This window comes from Enhygromyxa salina (assembly GCF_000737335.2).
GTDB lineage: Bacteria > Myxococcota_A > Polyangia > Nannocystales > Nannocystaceae > Plesiocystis > Plesiocystis salina_C.
This window is the reverse complement of sequence record NZ_JMCC02000023.1, coordinates 24,831-43,190: the sequence shown is the minus strand read 5'-3', so window position 1 is coordinate 43,190 and position 18,360 is coordinate 24,831. Positions and strand designations below refer to the sequence as shown.

Annotated in this window: 15 protein-coding genes; 7 read left to right on the top strand and 8 right to left on the bottom strand. The window is 67.3% G+C overall.

Features of this window, described 5'->3' with window-relative positions:
• Positions 1 to 31: 31 nt before the first annotated feature.
• From DB30_RS10575 to DB30_RS10560, 4 genes are all read right to left on the bottom strand, one after another.
• Positions 32 to 2,314 carry a hypothetical protein gene (locus DB30_RS10575; protein WP_052548272.1) on the bottom strand — a complete coding sequence of 761 codons (2,283 nt, stop codon included), beginning with the start codon at positions 2,312 to 2,314 and terminating at the stop codon, positions 32 to 34.
• 95 nt (positions 2,315 to 2,409) lie between these two features.
• A complete protein-coding gene (locus DB30_RS10570) occupies positions 2,410 to 2,967 on the bottom strand; it encodes an RNA polymerase sigma factor (RefSeq protein WP_165703696.1) in 558 nt (185 codons plus the stop codon).
• 76 nt (positions 2,968 to 3,043) lie between these two features.
• Positions 3,044 to 5,353 carry a heavy metal translocating P-type ATPase gene (locus DB30_RS10565; protein WP_052548270.1) on the bottom strand — a complete coding sequence of 770 codons (2,310 nt, stop codon included), beginning with the start codon at positions 5,351 to 5,353 and terminating at the stop codon, positions 3,044 to 3,046.
• Positions 5,354 to 5,432: 79 nt separating this feature from the next.
• Positions 5,433 to 5,732 carry a hypothetical protein gene (locus tag DB30_RS10560; protein WP_052548269.1) on the bottom strand — a complete coding sequence of 100 codons (300 nt, stop codon included), beginning with the start codon at positions 5,730 to 5,732 and terminating at the stop codon, positions 5,433 to 5,435.
• Between the two features lie 49 nt (positions 5,733 to 5,781).
• Between DB30_RS10560 and DB30_RS10555 the strand changes: the two genes are divergently transcribed.
• Entirely contained in the window at positions 5,782 to 7,485 is a 1,704-nt protein-coding gene (locus tag DB30_RS10555; protein WP_205632956.1) for an ABC1 kinase family protein, read from the top strand.
• Between the two features lie 43 nt (positions 7,486 to 7,528).
• On the opposite strand, the gene DB30_RS10550 is transcribed toward DB30_RS10555, so the two are convergent.
• A complete protein-coding gene (locus tag DB30_RS10550; protein WP_052548267.1) occupies positions 7,529 to 8,587 on the bottom strand; it encodes a hypothetical protein in 1,059 nt (352 codons plus the stop codon).
• 467 nt (positions 8,588 to 9,054) lie between these two features.
• Here DB30_RS10550 and DB30_RS10545 point away from each other — a divergent pair, with 467 nt between their 5' ends.
• The 5 genes from DB30_RS10545 to DB30_RS10525 are packed head-to-tail and all read left to right on the top strand — an operon-like array spanning position 9,055 to position 15,660.
• Positions 9,055 to 10,893 carry a serine/threonine-protein kinase gene (locus DB30_RS10545; RefSeq protein WP_052548266.1) on the top strand — a complete coding sequence of 613 codons (1,839 nt, stop codon included), beginning with the start codon at positions 9,055 to 9,057 and terminating at the stop codon, positions 10,891 to 10,893.
• Positions 10,890 to 12,308 carry a serine/threonine protein kinase gene (locus tag DB30_RS10540; RefSeq protein WP_052548265.1) on the top strand — a complete coding sequence of 473 codons (1,419 nt, stop codon included), beginning with the start codon at positions 10,890 to 10,892 and terminating at the stop codon, positions 12,306 to 12,308. The genes DB30_RS10545 and DB30_RS10540 overlap by 4 nt, the downstream gene beginning before the upstream one ends.
• A 29-nt stretch (positions 12,309 to 12,337) precedes the next feature.
• Positions 12,338 to 13,264: a hypothetical protein gene (locus DB30_RS10535; RefSeq protein ID WP_146658463.1), complete on the top strand. Its 927-nt coding sequence runs from the start codon at positions 12,338 to 12,340 to the stop codon at positions 13,262 to 13,264.
• Between the two features lie 27 nt (positions 13,265 to 13,291).
• On the top strand, positions 13,292 to 14,803 hold the full coding sequence (locus tag DB30_RS10530) for a hypothetical protein (RefSeq protein WP_146658462.1): 1,512 nt from the start codon (positions 13,292 to 13,294) through the stop codon (positions 14,801 to 14,803).
• A gap of 23 nt (positions 14,804 to 14,826) precedes the next feature.
• Entirely contained in the window at positions 14,827 to 15,660 is an 834-nt protein-coding gene (locus DB30_RS10525; RefSeq protein WP_052548262.1) for a hypothetical protein, read from the top strand.
• Here DB30_RS10525 and DB30_RS10520 read toward each other — a convergent pair.
• On the bottom strand, positions 15,649 to 16,239 hold the full coding sequence (locus tag DB30_RS10520; RefSeq protein WP_052548261.1) for a hypothetical protein: 591 nt from the start codon (positions 16,237 to 16,239) through the stop codon (positions 15,649 to 15,651). The genes DB30_RS10525 and DB30_RS10520 overlap by 12 nt on opposite strands.
• A gap of 96 nt (positions 16,240 to 16,335) precedes the next feature.
• Here DB30_RS10520 and DB30_RS10515 point away from each other — a divergent pair, with 96 nt between their 5' ends.
• On the top strand, positions 16,336 to 17,244 hold the full coding sequence (locus tag DB30_RS10515) for a metal-dependent hydrolase (protein ID WP_052548260.1): 909 nt from the start codon (positions 16,336 to 16,338) through the stop codon (positions 17,242 to 17,244).
• Here DB30_RS10515 and DB30_RS10510 read toward each other — a convergent pair.
• Positions 17,241 to 17,843 (bottom strand): glutathione S-transferase family protein, encoded by a 603-nt coding sequence (locus tag DB30_RS10510; RefSeq protein WP_052548259.1) that lies wholly within the window; start codon positions 17,841 to 17,843, stop codon positions 17,241 to 17,243. The two genes, DB30_RS10515 and DB30_RS10510, sit on opposite strands and share 4 nt — an antisense overlap.
• Before the next feature lie 19 nt (positions 17,844 to 17,862).
• The gene (locus DB30_RS41345) at positions 17,863 to 18,333 is read right to left on the bottom strand and encodes a hypothetical protein (protein ID WP_205632955.1); all 471 of its coding nucleotides are present in this window, start codon (positions 18,331 to 18,333) and stop codon (positions 17,863 to 17,865) included.
• Positions 18,334 to 18,360 lie beyond the last annotated feature (27 nt).

Below are 18,360 nucleotides of genomic sequence, written 5' to 3'. Positions count from 1 at the left end.
GCAGGTGTCTTGGTCGTTCCGGTCACGCCAGTCATGGCGCACACACGCTGCCGCCCTGCCAGGGCGTGCATGTTCCGCTCTTGCACGGATGCCCGTCGTCGCAGGCCGCGAAGCAGGCGTTGCTAGCGAACGCGTGGACCGCCCCCTCTGGACACTCCGGCGCGGTGAGGGGGTCGTTCTGCACGCACGAGAGCAGCCGGCCGCAGTTGTCACCAAAGCTGCGGGTGCACGACTCGATCAGGGCCGGATCCCCCCACAGCCCGCCACACGACTCCTGGCATTGATGGGCCTCACCGTCGGGGTAGGTCTCGAGGCACCAGAATTCTTGCGCGGTCTTCTCGTAGCAAGTGCACAGCGGGGCGAGTGCAGCAGCAGGCTCCTGCACCTTGGGCTGGCCCTCGACGTCGACGAAGGTCCCCACGAACTTCGGCTTGCCGTCGTCGCCGAGCGGCCAGCGGATCTGCAGCTCGCGGATCTGCTTGGCGAAGTGAAAGCGGGCGGTCACCGGGGCGCCGATCGTGAGCGGCGTGGTCAGGGTCAGGCCGTCGCGGTTGTGCACGAGCATCGTCGCTGGGGTCCCTCCTTCGATCAGCTCGATCGCGCCAAACCCATCGCGCTTGTCTTTGCGGACGCAGCGGACCCGCAGCCAGTCGCCCTCGATCTGGGTCGCGCAGCCGGCCTTGGTCGAGCCCGCGACGTTGACTTCTTCGGTTGGGCTCCACTCGTCGCGGGCCGGGACGAAGCTCAGCCCCTCGGGAAGGCCGCCGCCCGGCAGCGCGACCGGCAAGCCCGAAGCCAGGCGCACGGCCAGGGCCCCACCCACGGCGGCGTGGCCCTTGGCGGTCATGTGGATGTCGTGATCCAAGAACGCGCCCGGCTCGGCCCCACGCAGAGCCTCGGTCGCGTCGAGCGAGCGGATGCCGTGCTGCTCGGCGTTGTCGACCAAGTCACGCAGCAGCACCAGCGACTCGCTCATGTCGGGGCGATCGCTGACGCCGTACTTGTCCCACTCACTCGCGTCGACTTGAACGTCGACAGGCAGCGCGACCAACACCAGCTCCGCGCCGTGCTCGTCGCACAGCGCCTTTAACTCTTGCAGGTAAGCGTCGAACACCGACGTGGGTGGGGGCACCAGCGGGACACCAGCGGCGATCTGCTCGCGCAGGGCGTGGCGCTCGGCGAGCAATTGTTCCTCTGCTTGGATCAGATCTTTGGCCTGGGTTTCGCCCTTGCGCTCTTGCTTGCGCAGCAGCTTCTGGAGGTGAGCCTCGCGCTGGCGCGCGGCCTTGCGGATCAGCCCGGCGGTCAGCAGCACCGAGCGGCCCTCTTCGCCAAAGTCTTCGTCAACGATGTCGCCAGGCTCGCCCCGGGTCACGTCGCGCTCGAACTCACCAAACTCGTACTCGCTCGCCTCGCGCACCAGATCGTCGAGCTGGTCACGGTTGCTGCGCAGCTCTTCGTCGACCTCGCTGATCCGCTCGCGCGAGGCGTCGAGCGCCTGCTTGGCCTGGTCGAGCTCGGCGTCATGCTGGGCGTGGGCGGTGATGCTGGTGACGACGAGATCCTCGAAGCGCCCCTCGGAGGGGGTGCCGAGATCGACCTGCTCCTCGCCGTCGGGCAGCTCGGCCTTGCCCCGCTCGTGGCGCCAGCGGCGAAACGCATAGAACGCGTGGGACTGCGAATACAGCCACTTGCGTCCGGGGAATTGCCGGACCTCGGTCGGCGCGTGCTCGGCCCGGACCGCCCAACCATCCCACACGGTGTGGCGATCTTTGTTGGGCCGATCGATCTCGAACGCGTCGTTGAGGAAGTTGATCGTCAAGACCACGACCGCCGGCTTGCGCTGCTCGAGCAGCTCTTTTGCCAGCGCCAGGTACTCTGGCGGCCCGTAGGTCGGGACCCCCGCGTTGAGCACCGGGCGGCTGGTGATCGCGGCGAGCTGGGCGGAGAAGGTCTCGTCATCGTTGACGCCAAGCCCAAACACCTGCGAGTCGCCGAGCACGATGATCTCACCGGGGTTGGTGCCGGCGGCCGGCCAGTCGGCCCCGCGGTAGCCCTGCGCGTTGACGTTGATCGTAGACAGGGGGTTGTTGCGCAGCCGGAACTTCATGGTTGCCCCAGGCTCGAGCCGGACGCCGAGCTCGGGGTCTTCCACATAGAAATTGACGTGGGGGAACGCGCCCTCGTAGCGATCGGCGAACACCTTCTCGGCGATCACCAGGCCAAGACCGAGTCCAAGCACAACCTGGCTGGCAATGAAGACGCGACGCAACCACTTGCGCTTGGGTTTGGGCGTGGGTTCCTCGGTGGACATGGCGGGCTCACCCGGACGGCCGGGCGCTGCGAGCATATTCCAACCCAGCCGGCGACGGATACCACCCGCGCCCCCCCCCCACCGCTCAGCTCGGCTCAGCTCGAACAGGTGCAGTCGGCACAACCGAGCGAGGCACAGGCGCCGCAGTGTTCAACGAGATCTTTGGCGAGGGCCCGACGAGCACGATGGATCCGCACGCCCGCGTTGGAGGCCGACAGCCCACGCTCGGCCGCGAAGTCCTTGACCGCCAGGCCGTCGACGTCGATCCGCGAGAGGGCTTCGGCGTACGCAGGCCTGAGCTCGGCGGCGACCTGAGCCACGCACCGACAGCCGCGATCGAGCGCGTCGAGCTCGGGCGGGTGTTCGTGGAGCGAGGCCTCGACCGTGACGGCGTCGACCGTTCGCTGCAGCCGCGCGCGGCTGCGATGGCTGTCTGCGCAGGCGTTGCGGAGCACCCGGTAAAACCACGCCCGCGCGGCCTCTGGACGCCGGATCTCGGCGAGCTGCTGGACGCTCTTGGCGAAGGTGTCCTGCAAGATGTCTTCGGCGAGCGCGGGGTCGCCCACGCGGCGGACCGCGAACGCGAGCAGCGCCTCACGCTGGGCGAGGAGCTGGGCGAGCGCGCTGCTGGAGTCACGGGTCGCGGCGGTCATCGTCGGGTCCATCCAGCGCAGACGCGGGCCTGCGCGTGGCATTACAGTAGCTCCGTCGGCGGCAGGACAAAACGCCTCATGCCCTACCCTCGCGCATGCTGGGCGAGAACCCACGCAGGCGCAGGGCATTGACGATCACGAACACGCTCGAGATCGCCATCGCGGCGGCGGCGACGGCGGGCGAGACCAGCAGACCAAACCGGGGATACAAGACGCCGGCTGCCATCGGGATCAAGCTCGCGTTGTAGGCGAACGCCCAGAACAAGTTCTGGCGGATGTTGGTCATGGTCCTGCGCGACAGCTCGACCGCGGTGACGACCCCCGCGAGGTCCGCCGTCATCAGGACCAGGTCCGCGCTCTCGATCGCCACGCGGGTCCCCGTGCCCATCGCGATGCCAACGTCGGCCTCGGCCAGGGCCGGCGCGTCGTTGATGCCATCACCCACGAACGCGACCTTCCGGTCATCCCGATCACCCCGTTCGCCCCGTTCGCCCCGATCATCGGCCCGCAGCGCTCGAAGTGCGTCGACCTTGCCGCCGGGCAAGACCTCGGCGATGACGCGATCGACACCAAGGGCCGCGCCGACGGCTGCCGCGGTGCGGCGATTGTCGCCGGTGATCAACGCGAGCTCGAGCCCGTGCCGCCGCAGCGCGTCGAGGGCCGCGCGGGCGCCCGGGCGGATCGGATCGGCGACCCCGAGCACGGCGACGACGCGGCCGTCGATCGCCACACACACGGGGGTGTTGGCGCGGTCGCTGGCGCGATCGAGGGCGGCCTGCGCCGCCCCCAGCGGGTAGCCGCGATCACGCATGAAGCGATCCGCGCCGATCTCGACGAGCTGGCCCTCGACGCGCCCGCGCACGCCCATACCCGGCACCGCTTCAAACTGGGTCGCCGCCAGCATCGGCAGCCCTCGCTCGACGGCCGCGGCGACGATCGCCCGCGCAACCGGGTGCTCGGACTTGACCTCGAGCGCCGCCACGTAGGCCAGCAATCGGGCCTCGCCGAGCTCGCTCCCGGCGTCGAAGCGCTCGATGTCGGTCAGCGCCGGCCGGCCCTGGGTCAGCGTCCCGGTCTTGTCAAACGCGATCACCTGGGTCCGCTGCAGGGTCTGCAAGGCGTCGCCGCGGCGAAACAGCACGCCAAGCTGGGCGGCGCGCCCGGTCCCCACCACCGTCGACATGGGCGTCGCCAGCCCCATCGCGCACGGGCACGCGATGATCAGCACCGCCACGGCGTTGACCAACCCCAGCTGAAGGCCAAGCGCGGCGCCGAACACCCACCAACCCAAGAATGTCAGCAGCGCCAGGCCCATCACGATCGGCACGAAGTAGCCGGTGACGCGGTCCACGACCCGCTGAATCGGCAGCTTGGCGCCCTGCGCCGTCTCGACCATGGCGATGATCTGGGCCAGCACCGTGGCGTCGCCGGTTCGCGTGGCCCGGACGTCGAGGCTACCCAGGCCGTTGATCGTACCCCCAACGACTGGGTCGTTGGGTCGCTTGTGCACGGGGTTTGGCTCGCCGCTGATCATCGACTCGTCGACGTGCGAGTCGCCATCGATGACATCACCGTCAACGGGGACCGTCTCGCCCGGCCGCACGATCACGTGATCGCCAACGAGGACCTCAGAACTAGGGATTTCGATTGTCTCGCCGTCACGCATGACCCGCGCGGTTCGAGGGGCGAGCGCGATCAGCTGTTCGATCGCGGCCGAGCTCCGACCCTTGCTCAGCGCCTCGAGGTGCTTGCCGAGCAGGACCAAGGTGATGATGACCGCCGCCGCCTCGAAATAGACATGGACCGCCGCGGCGGGCAACAGCGCGGGCGCGACGACGGCGACCACGGAGTAGCCATAGGCCGCCGAGGTCCCGATCGCGATCAGAGAATTCATGTCGGGGTGGCCGCGAAGCAGCGCGGGGAACCCTTTGCGATGAAACCTCAGACCCGGTCCCAGCATCACCGCGGTCGCGATGATCATGGCGATCCAATTGAGCAGCTCGCGGCCCACGTTGAGGCTCAACCAGTGGTGAAACGACGGGATCGCGTGACCCAGCATCTCGACCACGAACAGCGGCGTGCTCAGCAGCGCCGCCACCACCAGCGAGCGGCGAAGCCCGCGATGCTCACTGGCCTTGGTGTCGGCCAGGTCCTCGTCGGTCCCGGCGGTCACGGGTCGGGCCTCGTAGCCAGCGGTGCGCACGGCTCCGGCCAGCGCCGCGAAGTCCACACCCTCCTGGTGGCGGATCGTGGCGCGCTCGGTCGCGAGGTTCACGCTGACGGCGTCGACGCCAGCGACCGTGGCCAACGCTCGCTCGACGTGGCTCACGCACGAGGCGCAGCTCATCCCGCCGATGCTGATCTGAGTGGAGTGGTTTGCTTGCATGTCTGACCGCGCACGGTTGCGCGCCTTTGCCCTGCAGACGCCACGACGGCGCCGGTATTACGCCGCTGGCGACGATGGTTCACTGGTGAGGCGCAGCGCCAAAGCGATCGCCAAACCGCTTCACCAGCTTGTCGAGTACTTGCTGCGGGGTCTGGCTGCCAAGCTCGTCGAGGTGCCGATACAGCGCGTCAGCTGGCCCAAGCGCCGCGGCCCACTCACTCGCGGCCGCGCGCAGGTCAGCGGCCGCCGCGTAGTGGATCATGGCGCTGCGACCGGTCGGGTAGTCGATCAGGCCGCGCACCCGAACTTGAAACACCCCAGGGGCGGAGGGCGCCTGCTCGGCGATCTGCGCCGCCGGGTACCAGGTCGAGAAGCGCATGGCCGCAGCGTACCCCCACACCCACGAACCGGCTATCATCCCGACCTTCGTGTCGGTCCTTCGCACCATCGTTCACTCCTCGCGCGCGCTCGTGACCACGGCCAAGGACGTGGTCCGGTTCCGCGAGATCGCCCAGGTGTTCATGACCCATGGGTTTGGCTGGGTCGTGGCGCAACTTCGGCTGCGGCGCGAGCTGGGCATCGAGCACGAGGGCGAGGACCTCGGCAGCGCGGCGCTGACCAGCCCCGACACCGGCAAGCGCCTCGTCAAGGCGCTCACCAGCTTGGGGCCGACGTGGGTCAAGTTTGGCCAGATCCTCTCGACCCGCCCCGACCTGCTCCCGGCGCCGATCATCGCCGAGCTCGAGACCCTGCAAGACGACGTCGAGCGGGTCCCCTTCGAGGAGATCGACGCGCAGCTGCAGCGCAACCTTGGCAAGGAGTGGCGCGACAACTTCCTGAGCTTCGAGGAGCAGCCGCTGGCCTCGGCCAGCATTGGCCAGGTCCACGAGGCGGTGCTGCAAGACGGGACCCGGGTCGTGCTCAAGATCCAGCGCCCGGACATTCGCGCGAAGATAGAGAGCGACGTCAACATCCTGCACACGACCGCCGGCTACCTCGAGGACGCGTTCCCCGAGGCCCACATCATGGATCTGCGCGGGATGGTGCGCGGCTTCGCCAAGTCGCTCTCGCAGGAGCTCGACTACAACGTCGAGTCCAACAACATGGAGCGGTTCCGGCGAAACTTCCCGGACAGCGAAGACGTGCGGATCCCCGCCACCTTCCGCGAGCTCAGCACCGAGCAAGTGCTGACCATGGAGTTCCTCGACGGCAAGAAGTTCGAGGCCGTGATCGCCGAAGGCCGGGCCCCCGAAGAGATCGCGCGCCGCTACTTCAACGTCGCCTACAAGATGCTGTTCGTCGACGGCTTCTTCCACGGTGATCTGCACCCCGGCAATGTCCTGCTCATGGAAGATGGCCGGCTCGCGCTGTTGGACTGCGGAATGGTCGGGCGCCTGGCCCCAAGCCGCAAAGAGAAGGTCGTTGACATCATTCATGCGGTGATCAACGAAGACCTCGAGCTGCTCGCGCGAACCTTCTACTCGCTGGCGATCACGACCGTGCCCGTTGACTATGCCGCGTTCGAGGCTGACTGCATTGCGATCGCGGAGCAATATTTGATCGGCGTCCCGCTCGCGCAGATCGAGATTGGCCAGCTGTTTCAGCAGCTGGTCGGCGGCGCGGCCCGCCACGCAGTGCGCATGCCAACCGACTTCACGATGATGTTCAAGGCGATCATCACGACAGAAGGGTTGGCCAAGGCGATCGCCCCCGACGTCGATCCGATCGAGCTCGCGCGCCCGTTCATCACGCAGATGGTCACGGAGCGCTACAGCCCCGAGCGGCTCAAGAGCCAGGCGATCCGCGATCTGGTGGCCTTCTCGGGCATGGCCCGCAGCATCCCCAACAGCCTGCCGATGCTGCTTGATGACCTGCAGGCCGGCAAGATCAAGTTTGGGCTCAACGACGAGGTGCTCGAGCTGCAGCACAAGGCCGCGGATCTGCGCGTGGGTCGTGGGATTCGGGCGGCGTTGTCGATCGCCCTGATTGTCTGCGGGGCGGTCGTGGTCGGCGTGGACACGCTGCCGATCGCGTTCGCAGGGATCCCGTGGCTCAGCGTCGTCGCATGGACGATCGCCCTGTTGCTCAACGCCACGCTGCTGCGCAACAAGGGCCTGATCTCGCGCGATTGAGCGCAGCCTGGCCCGGCCCCTGCTCGGTTGGCGACTCGGTTGGTTACTCGATTGGCTCGAAGTTGTCGCAGGCGCTCTCGATCGTAGGGATCGCGCTGGCGAAGAAGCCTGCATAGGAGTCGTCGCAGATGTTGCCGACCGCGTTGTTGGTGAACATCTCCGTGAACGCCTCGATCTGGTAGCCGTCGGTCTCGCTGAACGCGTTGTCGCAATTATTGAAGCTCTGATCCCAGATCAGCGAGAGCACCACGACGTTCTCTTCGGTGCCCTTGGCGTCGACGACGGCCTGGAACCACTGGTTCTCGTTGGTTGACGAGGAGTCGTTCTCATCGGTCAACATCACGATGATCAGCATCGCATCGGGGCGCAAGAAGTTGGCGTTGCAGCCGGTGTTGAGCTGGCCCTCGGCCAGCAGGGCGATCAGCGCGTCGCCCATGTACTCGTCGCTGTCCCCGTCCTCGCCGACGTTGGCGATACACTCGAATTTGGGCGCGAGGTTGTCCGCCTGCGTGATGAAATTGTCGCCACCCGCGAACGGCGTGCACAGACCCGAGTGAGCTTGCACGACGAGCCCGCCAAGGTGCTGACATTCGGGCACCTGGGCGTTGACCGTGTTGGCGCCGTCGTCGATCCAGCCGCCGTCTTGATAGTCGTCCGAGGTGATCACACCCACGTGATAGCTGTTGACGCCATCGAGCGCGGTCTGCATGTCTGCCACGAAGTTGCCAAAGTTGGCGATCAGGGTCTGCTGCTCCTCGTACATGCTCGGCGAGTTGTCGATGATGTATAGGATGTCGACCTTGGCGCACTGATCGTCCATGGGGATGCCGTCGTCACCGGCCTCTTGCGGGCTGATGTCGAACAGCGGCCCATCGTCTTGACCTGGGTCACCGTCGCCGTCGCCGTCGCCGTCGCCCGGGTCGCCGTCGCCGTCGCCAGAGTTCTCGCCGCTGGTGGTTCCAGAACTGCTGGTCTCGTCGTTGGTGGTAGCGAGCGTCGAGACCCCGCTGTCGGCGGTGAACGCCGAGGAGCCGTCGTCACCAGCGCCGCCGCACGCGGTCGACAGCAGGACCCAGCTCAGCGCCAACAGCCCGCTGCCCACGAAGGCGTCCGCAAGCGGGCGAGAAGCCCTCGCCCGAGCTGAAAACAGCCCGCTGCCCACGGTGAACCTGTCTACCAAGGCGTCCGCAAGCGGGCGAGAAGCCCTCGCCCGAGCTGAAAACAGCCCGCTGCCCACGGTGAACCTGTCTACGAAGGCGTCCGCAAGCGGGCGAGAAGCCCTCGCCCGAGCTGATAACAGCCCGCTGCCCACGGTGAACCTGTCTACCAAGGCGTCCGCAAGCGGGCGAGAAGCCCTCGCCCGAGCTGATAACAGTTTGTGAGCACGACCTAGTTCAACAGCCACGCCGCGATGTTGCCCCGACTCCCCTGGCGAACGCAATACCCCTGTTCTGGATCGCAGTTGTTTCGTGCCGCCATGGAGCCCCGTTGGGTCATCCTTCGTCGTGAGAATGATCGGTGATCCGTGTATTTGGCGCTCGCGGGGCGGGGCGTGACGGGCGTGACGCAATGAAGGATGTGTCAGGCAAGTACCAACTACTGTGCAAGCTTGGACGCGGCGGCATGGGGCAGGTCTGGGGCGGTATCCGACGCGGGCGCGAGGACATGGTGATGCCCTGCGCGATCAAGGTTCTGCATCCAGCTCTCGCCCAGACCGACAAGGATCGTGAGCGCTTCTTCGACGAGGCCCGCATCGCTGCGCAGCTCGACCACGGTCGGATCGTCAAGGTCACCGACATCAGCGAAGTCCATGGCACCCCCTGTCTGGTCATGGAGTGGGTCGATGGGGTCAATTTGCGGGAGTTCATCCGGCGGATCGCGCTGCCCCTCGAGCTCGATGTCTGTCTGCACATCGTGGGCGAGGTCCTCGCGGCCCTCGAGTACGCGCACGAGCGCACGGTCGCCGGCGAGGATGCTGGTGTGATCCACTATGATGTGACCCCTGGCAACATCCTGATCTCCTCGAGTGGGGAGGTCAAGCTGACCGACTTTGGGATCGCGCGCTTCGCCGCGGCAGTCGACGTCACCGCATCCCGCTCGATGGGAACGCCGCGCTACATGTCGCCAGAGCAAATGAGCGGCCGGGCCAGACGCGAGACGGACATCTACAGCCTTGGGGTCGTGCTGCACGAGCTGATCGAGGGCGCGCGCTTCCTCGCTGGCTGCGATCGCCAGCAACTGCAGACGCTGGTGTTGGGCGGGCACGTTCCCAAGCTGACCCGCGCGGGGGTTCCGGCATGGGTTGCGCAGCTGCATCGCCAGATGCTCGCCACCCAGCCAAGCGCCAGACCGCGGGCCGCCGATGCCCGGTCGTTGATCCTCCAGAAGACCGATCACTATCACCTCGCCGGCCAGCAGCTGCGCGAGCTGTATCAGCGCCTGATCGGCGAGCGGCGATCTGGACTGACTGATTTGATGAACACCCAGGAAGTGTTTGCCGCGCCGAGCTTGGCGGCGGTGGCAGCTGCGCCGGTCGTCGATCCGGTGCCAGGCGTCGCGTCGACGCGCGCGTGTTCTCCGTTGTTTGGCGACGACAATGTCGCGCCAACCGAGGTGCTCGACATGCGCGAGCCCTTGCATCGCTCGCTCCGGATCGTCGCCGGATTCGCTGGCTCGGGCCTGTTGCTGTCCGGCGTCACGATCGGCCTGCTCGTCGATGGATGCAGGCCCGAACGAGCGGAGCGACCGACCGAGACGGCCAGGAGCGTCGACATTCGGGGTGAAGCGGCCGAGCCCGCGTTCGCACAGTCAGTTGACGTGAGCACGGTCGAACCGCCCGAGCTTCAAGCCGGGCCTCCACTCCAAGCCGAGCCCGTCCAGTCCAGACTCGAAGCTGCAGGACCCGAGCCGTCGCTCGCGGTGCTCGAGCTCGAACCTGCACAGTCCGCCCCCGAGCCAGAGCCAGAGCCAGAGCCAGAACTTGGACAAGCCGAGCCAGAGCCAGAGCCGGAGCCAGAGCCCGAACCTGGACGAGCCGCCCCAGAGCCAGAGCCAGAACCTGGACAAGCCGAGCCGGAGCCGGAGCCGGAGCCAGAGCCAGAGCCGTCGGCTCAGGACCGCAACGCCAGCAAGCCGCGAGCGCCCAAGGTCGAGGTCACCTTCGTGATCACGGGAGTCTCGAGCGCCGAGATCAAGGTCGGCTCGCGGCTCGTCGCCTACCGCCACGTCGCCATGACCAAGCTATTGCCAGGAAAGTACAGCATCCGCTGGCGCGAGTCCCCCGATCAGCCCTGGCGGCGGTCGGGCTCGCTGGTCGTCGAGGGCCTCGGCAAGGGCGCCTACTACGAGGTTCGACTCGGACCCAGTGACATCCGCACCAACAAGCGCACCGGAGGTTCGGCGCAGTGAGCCCAACGGCCCAAGAGCTACCCGCGGTCGGGCAGATCATCGCAGATGGCCGCTTCGAGCTGCGGGCCAAGCTCGGCGAAGGGGGCATGAGCGGGGTATTTCGTGCCCAGGATCATCAGCTTGGTCATGAGGTCGCGCTCAAGCTGCTGCTCCCGCGCTACCTCGGCCGGGCCGAGCGAGAGCAGCGGATCATCAATGAGGGCGCATACCTGATGCGGCTTCGGGGCCACCCCAACATCGTCGAGATCAGCGACTGTGGGCGACTGCGCGACACCGGCTGGCCATGGGTCTCGACCGAGCTGCTTCGCGGTGAGGTGCTCGATTGGCTGCTGGTGCGCAATCGGATCGGGACGGACCGGGTCCTCGACATCGCGCGGCAGGTCGCCGCCGCGCTCGCCCGCTGTCATCGAGACGGCGTTGTCCATCGCGACACCACGCCGGCCAACCTGTTCGTGCTCGAGGACGGCAGCGTCAAGCTGTTCGACTTCAGTCACGCGGGCGATGTCGCCGCTCCGCGGCTGCGCGCGGGGGCTCTGGGACGGCTCACGGGTCTCCACGATACTCCGGGCACGCTCGGCTACATGAGCCCCGAGCAGGCCGCGAAGGCCTCGGCCGAGTCGGCGATGGACGTGTTTGGGTTTGGCGCGCTGCTGTTCGAGCTGATCACCCGGCGCAACCCATTTCGCCAGTTCAACGACCGCGACGAATTCATTCGGGCCCAGCGCGAAGCCGAGATCGAGGTCCCGCCGATCCATGCGTGGGCCTACGAAGTCCCCGAGGAGTTGGCGGTGGTCGTTCATGACTGCACGCGCCGCGCCGCCGCGGATCGTCCGTCGATCTTCGAGGTCATCGAGCGCCTCGCGGTGATCGACGGCCCCCAGCAACCTAGCGAATGTCCGGCTCGGACCCCAGACCCCAGCGACGACGAGCTCTACGAGACCGTGGCGCCCCGCGGACGCCGGCTGGTGATCCTGACAATGGCCGCGCTGGTGGCCGCGGGCGCGGGCTGGACGATGCGGACAGTTGCCAGCATCTCCGCGCGCACGGGCACCAGATTGATCGCCGAAGACGAGCCCGAGCCCGTACCCGCCCCGGCCATGCTCTGGCCCGAGGCCGCGTACAAACCCATCGTCGCTCCGGCCCCGGCAAAGCCCAACAGCTGCGACGGCGCGCAAGCCCGAGGACGGGCGGCGTTCGAACATCGACAATGGCGAGATGTCCTCGCGCACACCCGCCGCAATACATGCTGGTCGTCTAAGTCCGAACGAGTGCTACTGCGCAGCACCGCCCTCCTCAACCTGGGTCGCTGGGCAGAATGTACCAAGCTCACCGCAAAATCCCGCGATCCCCAGATTCGCTCGCTCGCCGATGCATGTGAATCGGCGGCGGAGCTCAACCACCCGGAGCCGAGATGAACGAGTCAAGAATGAGTTCGCTGCCCACGGTGAACCAGTCTACGAAAGCGTCCGCAAGCGGGCGAGAAGCCCTCGCCCGAGCTGAAAACATCCTGTTTGCCAGTTGCTGCGTGTGCGTGGTGCTGGTGGTCCCCCAGCCAAGCCAGGCCGCGCCGCCAAGCCCAAGGTCGCACGCGCGGACCGTGTCGCTGCAAGTTGACGTGGACAGCCTCGGTGATCGCGGCATCGGCCTGGACCAGACCGTCCGCCAACAGCTGGGTCCACGGATCGCGCAGGCGGGCTTTGAAGTCGTGGCCCCGGACGAAGCCGCGATCGTCTTGCAGGTTCGGTTTCGTGCGCTGCAATCGGGCGACTACGACTACGGGGTCCACTTCGAGTTCGTCGACCACGACCCACTCGAGCCCGCGATCGAGCCCGCGATCGAGCCCGCGATCGAGTGGGTTGACTGCCACATGTGCGTGGATGCCCGGCTGATGCCCTTGCTCGACGCGCAGACGCCAGCCTTGCTCGGGGCGCTCGACGCCCGCGTCGCGGTGCGTCAGACCGCGCCGCGGCCTTGGGAGGGCTCCCCGCCCAGCGTCCAAGCGGCCGCGGATCCAAGTGGGCCCGTGCCCGCGCCTGCGCTGGTGCCTGCCCACCCACAGCCCAGCGAGACGCCAAGTCGCAGGACCATCACCACCCTGGGCACCTCGGGATCTGTGATCGCGGGGGTTGGCGTCGGCGCGCTAATCGGAGCTGGCGTCGAGCTTGGGCGGGGGGTCGTGACCCAGGACACCGGCCGCGAGCAGGTCGAGCGGGTCGACCACCGGCCGGCCGGCTACGTGTTGCTGGGTGTGGGGAGCACGGCGCTGGCGGCGGGCATCACCATGCTGCTCGTCGATGTCAGCCGAAGAACTCATTTTTATCCAATGGCGAGCCGCGATGGTGCGGGTCTCGCCATCAGCGGTTCGTTCTAGCCCAATCACCTTCAAGGAGTATTCACAATGTTACATCGACACACCCTCATTCTGAGTCTTGGCTTTGGCGTGGGTCTATTGGCCTCGGCCTGCGTGTCCCTCGTGCCCAACGACTCACACTGTCGCCACGCCCAGGGCGACCAGACTTGCGCCGAGCGCTACGGAGACGCGCGCCCATTTTGCACGGCGGCGACCTGCGACGCGTCGTCCGAGGGGACCTACGGGTGCGTGGCCGAGCGGCCGAGCGACGATTGCTACTATCCGTGTGGTGGTGACAATGACGTCACGGTCGACAATGGGTGCCGGTTCGCCGACGACGGCGACGGCGACGGTGACGAGCCCACCCACAACGGCGACGAGAACGGTGACCCCGGCGACGAGGAAGGCGACGCGCCGTGCTTGGACGCGGGCGACTGCGCCGATGACAGCGCGCCGTTTTGCGACCTAGACACTGGCGTGTGCGTTGGCTGCGGCAGCATGTCTGACGCCGACGGGGCTTGCGCGGGCGTTGATCCGGCGCTGCCGGTCTGTCATGCGGATGTCTGCGTGGCGTGTACGCCCGACAAGACCCAGGCCTGCGCCGAGACTGCGCCGATCTGCGACGTCGCGACCAACGCCTGCGTGGGCTGTAACGATCACGATCAATGCTCGGACAGCGCGTGTAACCTCGCTACGGGGAGCTGCTTCGATCCGGCGGCGGTATTTTACGTGGATGGTGGTAACAAAGAATGCGAGGCAGCTGACGGGACCCAATCCAAGCCATTTTGCACTCTGGCCGAGGCGATCGACGCGGTCACGGTACCCTCGAGGATCCTCATTTCCACAGTCGACGAAATCCACTATGAGGCCGAGGTCGTCATCGCAGACAAGACCATCGCGCTGTTCGCCGCGAACGACGGCCCCGCCCCCGTCCTCGAAGGCCCCGAAGACAAGGTGGCGGTGGCGGTGACCTCGTCCGGTCAGCTGTACATGCGCGGCGTGGACATCGTGCGGACCGAGAACGGCCTTGGGCTCGAGATCAACGATGGCCACGCGTGGGTACAGCAGTCCCGAATCGTGAAGAACGAGCGCGGCGGCATCCGCGTCGACGGTGGCACGCTGCGGCTCGAGCACAGCTTCGTCGGCGGCGACGCCGACGACGTCAACGCGATCGAGGTTCTCGATGGCGAGGTCTCGATCATCTACACCACAATCGTCGCCGGTGGCGACGACTCCCACGCGTTCGTGTGTGAAACTTCGAGCGAGTCGACGATTCGCAACAGCATTATCGTCTCGCTCGGCGACTCGGCGGAGGTCATGTGCGACGCGGTCGAGATCATCGACTCGTTCAACGAGGCCGACTCGGCCGAGAAATTCGACGACAACTCCGACTGGTTTGAGGACTGGAGGGATGACTTCCACCTCGTGCCCGGCAAGTATCCAGCGATCCTCGAGACCCTGGCGATCTGGCGCACCGGCGACCCACAAAAGGACATCGACGGAGATCCACGCCCAACCGCCGACGGCACGCAGGACTTCGCTGGCGCGGACCTGCCCTGACCTCCGCTGCAAAGGGACCGATCATGCTGACCCAAGCCAATCGTGAGTTCACCGCCTTCGTCGTGCTGTTCGCTGCAATCGCCACATTTGCAGTCATCCCACCAGCGCGGGCCCAGGCACCCTCGGCTCACGCCCCGCCTGCGGACGCAGGCCCGGTCAGCACCCGCGTCGAGCTGGTCGCGGACACCTTGCCCAAGACAACCCGCGCCGCCGTCGATCTCGAGCTCGAGACCCAGCTCGCCGCCGCGCTCGCCGAGCTCGACCTGGTCGCGGCCACGTCCGAGTCCGCCGAGCTCGTCTTGCGTGTCGAGGTCGGCCAGCCAAACCACAAGTCGCCGGTCTACGTGGTCCACTCCGTGGCGCTGCACGAGGGTCAGGTGCTGGTGCGTGGCGATGCACGGACGTGCCTGCGCTGCACCCCCACCGAGCTGGTGTCCGCCGGCCTCGCTATCCTTCCAAGCGCCGCAGCCAAGGCTCGCTACGCCCGCCCCGCCTCCGTCGAGCCGCCACCCCTTGCGCTCACGCCTCAGCTCGCTGACGCGGGGATGCAGCTGGGTCCGCGCCCAACTCCGCCTGGACCAACCGCGTACGTGGGCATCGCCCTTGGCAGCCTGGGCCTGGTCGGTGCGATCACGGGCGGCGTCCTGCTCAACCGTGACGACGTGACCCGCGACGGGACCGAGGCGAGCCTGAGAGTGTCCGACTATGGCGCGCCGGGGATCGCCCTGCTCAGCGCGGGCTTGACCTCAATGGTCTCCGGCGTCGCCCTGCTCGTGCTCGACATCTGGGTGCTCGCGCCGCACCGCCAAGCCAAGCACAGCCGGCTTGCGGTGAGCCCCGCGGGCCTACACTTTTAGCGCGCCCTCGACTGGGGCCTCGAACGCGAAGTCGTACAGCGCCTCGCGCATGCGCACCAGCTCGGCCACCATCCGCTGGTTGCCCTCTTGCATCGCCAGCGCCGTCGCCTTGGCCTCGGCCAAGAGCAGCACGACCAGGGTTGGCGGCAGCCCCAGGTTTGCGCCCAGCTCGACGGCGAAGTCGCGCTCTTCCGCGGACAGACCATCGAGCGCGGCCACCGTGGTGGTCCCCGAGAGCACGTAGCAGGCCTTGCGGCTGGCGTGGGGAAACAGCGCGGCGACGTCGTCGACCCGGGTCGTCGAGGCGTCGAACGAGAGGATGTGGTCTTGGACCAGCGGCGGAACGCCCGAGATGATCAGCAGGTATTTGAGCCCGGTCAGCTCCTCGCGGCTGAGCCCGTCGGCGCCCGCGATGCACATCATTGCCTTGCCCAGGTTGATCTCGTCGGCGAGGCTCATCTCGACGCCTTCGGCCCGGACCGAGTCGCGCAACATCTCTTGTTCGGCCCGCTCGCGTGACCCGGCGTCGAGGCTAGCGAGAAAGCGAGCGGTACTCTCGGCGATCGGGTTGTAGCTCATGACGTCCGGCGAAGGCGCCACGATACCCCATCGCGTGGGCGGTGCGCGACCTCCCCATCCCGTCAGCGATCGGTGACAATGGCACGGAGGACCCGCATGAAGCTCCCCGTCCAAGCCCATGAGTTGTTCGATCGCCTGCGTGCGCGTGCAACTGCAAGCCGGTCGCGGCCTGCCGCCACGCCCACCCGCGACCCGATCGTGCGGCGCATGAAGTTCGACTTTCAAGGCGCCGCGATCCCGCGGCACTGGGCCGGCGGCAGCCCCGTGTGGACCGCGATCGCCAACTCCTTGAACTTGGTGTTCCCCGACGGCGAGCGCTTCTTCGTGCGCAGCGTCAACTACTTCCTAGACGAGCTGGATCCGATCGCCGACGCCGAGCTGCGCGACCGGGTCAAGCGCTTTTATGGGCAAGAGGGCCAGCACGCCCACGAGCACGAGCAGCTGTTCGAGATCATGCGCGGCCACGGCTACGACATCGACGCGTTCTTGCGGCCCTACCGGCGGATCGCCTACGAGCTGCTCGCGCCCAACCTGCCGCCCAAGCTGCGGCTGTCGATCACCGCCGCGCTCGAGCACTTCACCGCGAGCTTCGCCGAGCAGGCGCTCGAGTCCCGCATGCTCGATCAGTTCGCGCCGCCGATCATGGCCCAGCTGTTGCTGTGGCACGCCGCCGAAGAGATCGAGCACAAAGACGTCGCCTACGACGTGCTGCAGCGGGTCGACGACGCCTACGCGCTGCGGGTCGCCGGCCTGGTCGCCGCCACGCTCGCGCTCGCGGGGTTTTGGGTGCACGGGATCGTCGTGCTGCTGCGGCAAGAACCCGAGCTGCGCCTTGGCGAGCTCGTCCGCGACTATGCGGGCGTGCGCGCCAAGGGTCAGGGGGTCGGCGCGACCATGCCCGGTGCGTTCATGGCCTACTTGGCGCCGGACTTTCACCCCTCGAAGGTCCCCAACGATGCGCTCGCGCTCGAGTACCTCGAGTCGATCGGGCGCCGGGACTTCTAGGAGCTAGGCGGGCGGGTCTCGACCAAGCTCGGTCGGGACCCGTGGCGCTCGACCAGCCGCGCGATCGATGCGTGCCGCTCGACCGGGTAGGTCTTGCGAAACTGCATCCACCCTGCGCAGGTACACAGCGCGATCTCGGCCAGCCCAAACTGCTTGGCTGGGGTCAGCCAGCCATCGTCAACGCGATCCGCGATCCACTGCATCGCCGCCGCCGCGCGCTGTTGCTGCTTGCCCACGTACGACGCGGACTCGGGACTCACGCCGTCCTTGCTCAGATAGAACGCGTTGATCAGCGCGTCGAGGGCCCCGTCGATCACGGTCACGAGGTTGTCCGTCGCCGGATCATCGGCGGAGACCGGCGCGAGCGACCCGGGGCCATGGCGGCGCAGCAAGGTGTGGTTGATCACCCGCGAGTCGAAGATCGGCTGGCCGTCGAGCTCCGCCGTCGGCACCTTCCACAGCGGGTTGAGGGCACGCATCGCCGCCTGCCCCTCGTCTCCAAAGGTGTCGACGAGCTCGCAGGCAAGCCCAAGCTCGTGCGCGACGATGCGAACACGACGGACATACGGTGAGGTCACGGTTCCGTAGAGGCGGAGCACCGGGCGAGCATGCCACGACTCAGGGTGGGGGTGGCGGACACTCCATCGTGTTGGGGTCGATCTGCGTGCAAACGAAGTCGCAACCGTCGACACCGCACGGGTAGCAGCACACCAGCCCCGGGCCGCACGCGTCCTGCATGCCCGTGCAGACCTCGCCCTCGCCTAGGCCCCCGGTGTCGCCGTCGCCGTCGCCGTCGCCCGTATCGCCATCGCCATCGCCGTCGCCATCGCCGGTGTCGCCGTCTCCGTCACCGGTGTCGCCGTCGCCATCGCCGGTGTCGCCGTCGCCGTCGCCATCGCCGGTGTCGCCGTCGCCGTCTCCATCTCCAGTATCGCCATCGCCGTCACCGCTTCCGGTCTGGTCACCATCACCATCACCATCACCGCTTCCGGTCTCTCCAGCCCCGTCGCCGCTGTCGTCGGAGCACGCGAGCGGGCCCAACCCGGGCGCGAGGATCAGCGACATCAAGATCATCTGCATGCGCGTCATCGCCCCAGTATGCCCAAGCCCCCTACC

Coding starts and splice junctions, on each gene's coding strand:
- DB30_RS41345 (WP_205632955.1), bottom strand. CDS start 18,333: ATGACGCGCATGCAGATGATCTTGATGTCGCTGATCCTCGCGCCCGGG.
- DB30_RS10565 (WP_052548270.1), bottom strand. CDS start 5,353: ATGCAAGCAAACCACTCCACTCAGATCAGCATCGGCGGGATGAGCTGC.
- DB30_RS10560 (WP_052548269.1), bottom strand. CDS start 5,732: ATGCGCTTCTCGACCTGGTACCCGGCGGCGCAGATCGCCGAGCAGGCG.
- DB30_RS10575 (WP_052548272.1), bottom strand. CDS start 2,314: ATGTCCACCGAGGAACCCACGCCCAAACCCAAGCGCAAGTGGTTGCGT.
- DB30_RS10520 (WP_052548261.1), bottom strand. CDS start 16,239: ATGAGCTACAACCCGATCGCCGAGAGTACCGCTCGCTTTCTCGCTAGC.
- DB30_RS10545 (WP_052548266.1), top strand. CDS start 9,055: ATGAAGGATGTGTCAGGCAAGTACCAACTACTGTGCAAGCTTGGACGC.
- DB30_RS10570 (WP_165703696.1), bottom strand. CDS start 2,967: ATGACCGCCGCGACCCGTGACTCCAGCAGCGCGCTCGCCCAGCTCCTC.
- DB30_RS10525 (WP_052548262.1), top strand. CDS start 14,827: ATGCTGACCCAAGCCAATCGTGAGTTCACCGCCTTCGTCGTGCTGTTC.
- DB30_RS10515 (WP_052548260.1), top strand. CDS start 16,336: ATGAAGCTCCCCGTCCAAGCCCATGAGTTGTTCGATCGCCTGCGTGCG.
- DB30_RS10530 (WP_146658462.1), top strand. CDS start 13,292: ATGTTACATCGACACACCCTCATTCTGAGTCTTGGCTTTGGCGTGGGT.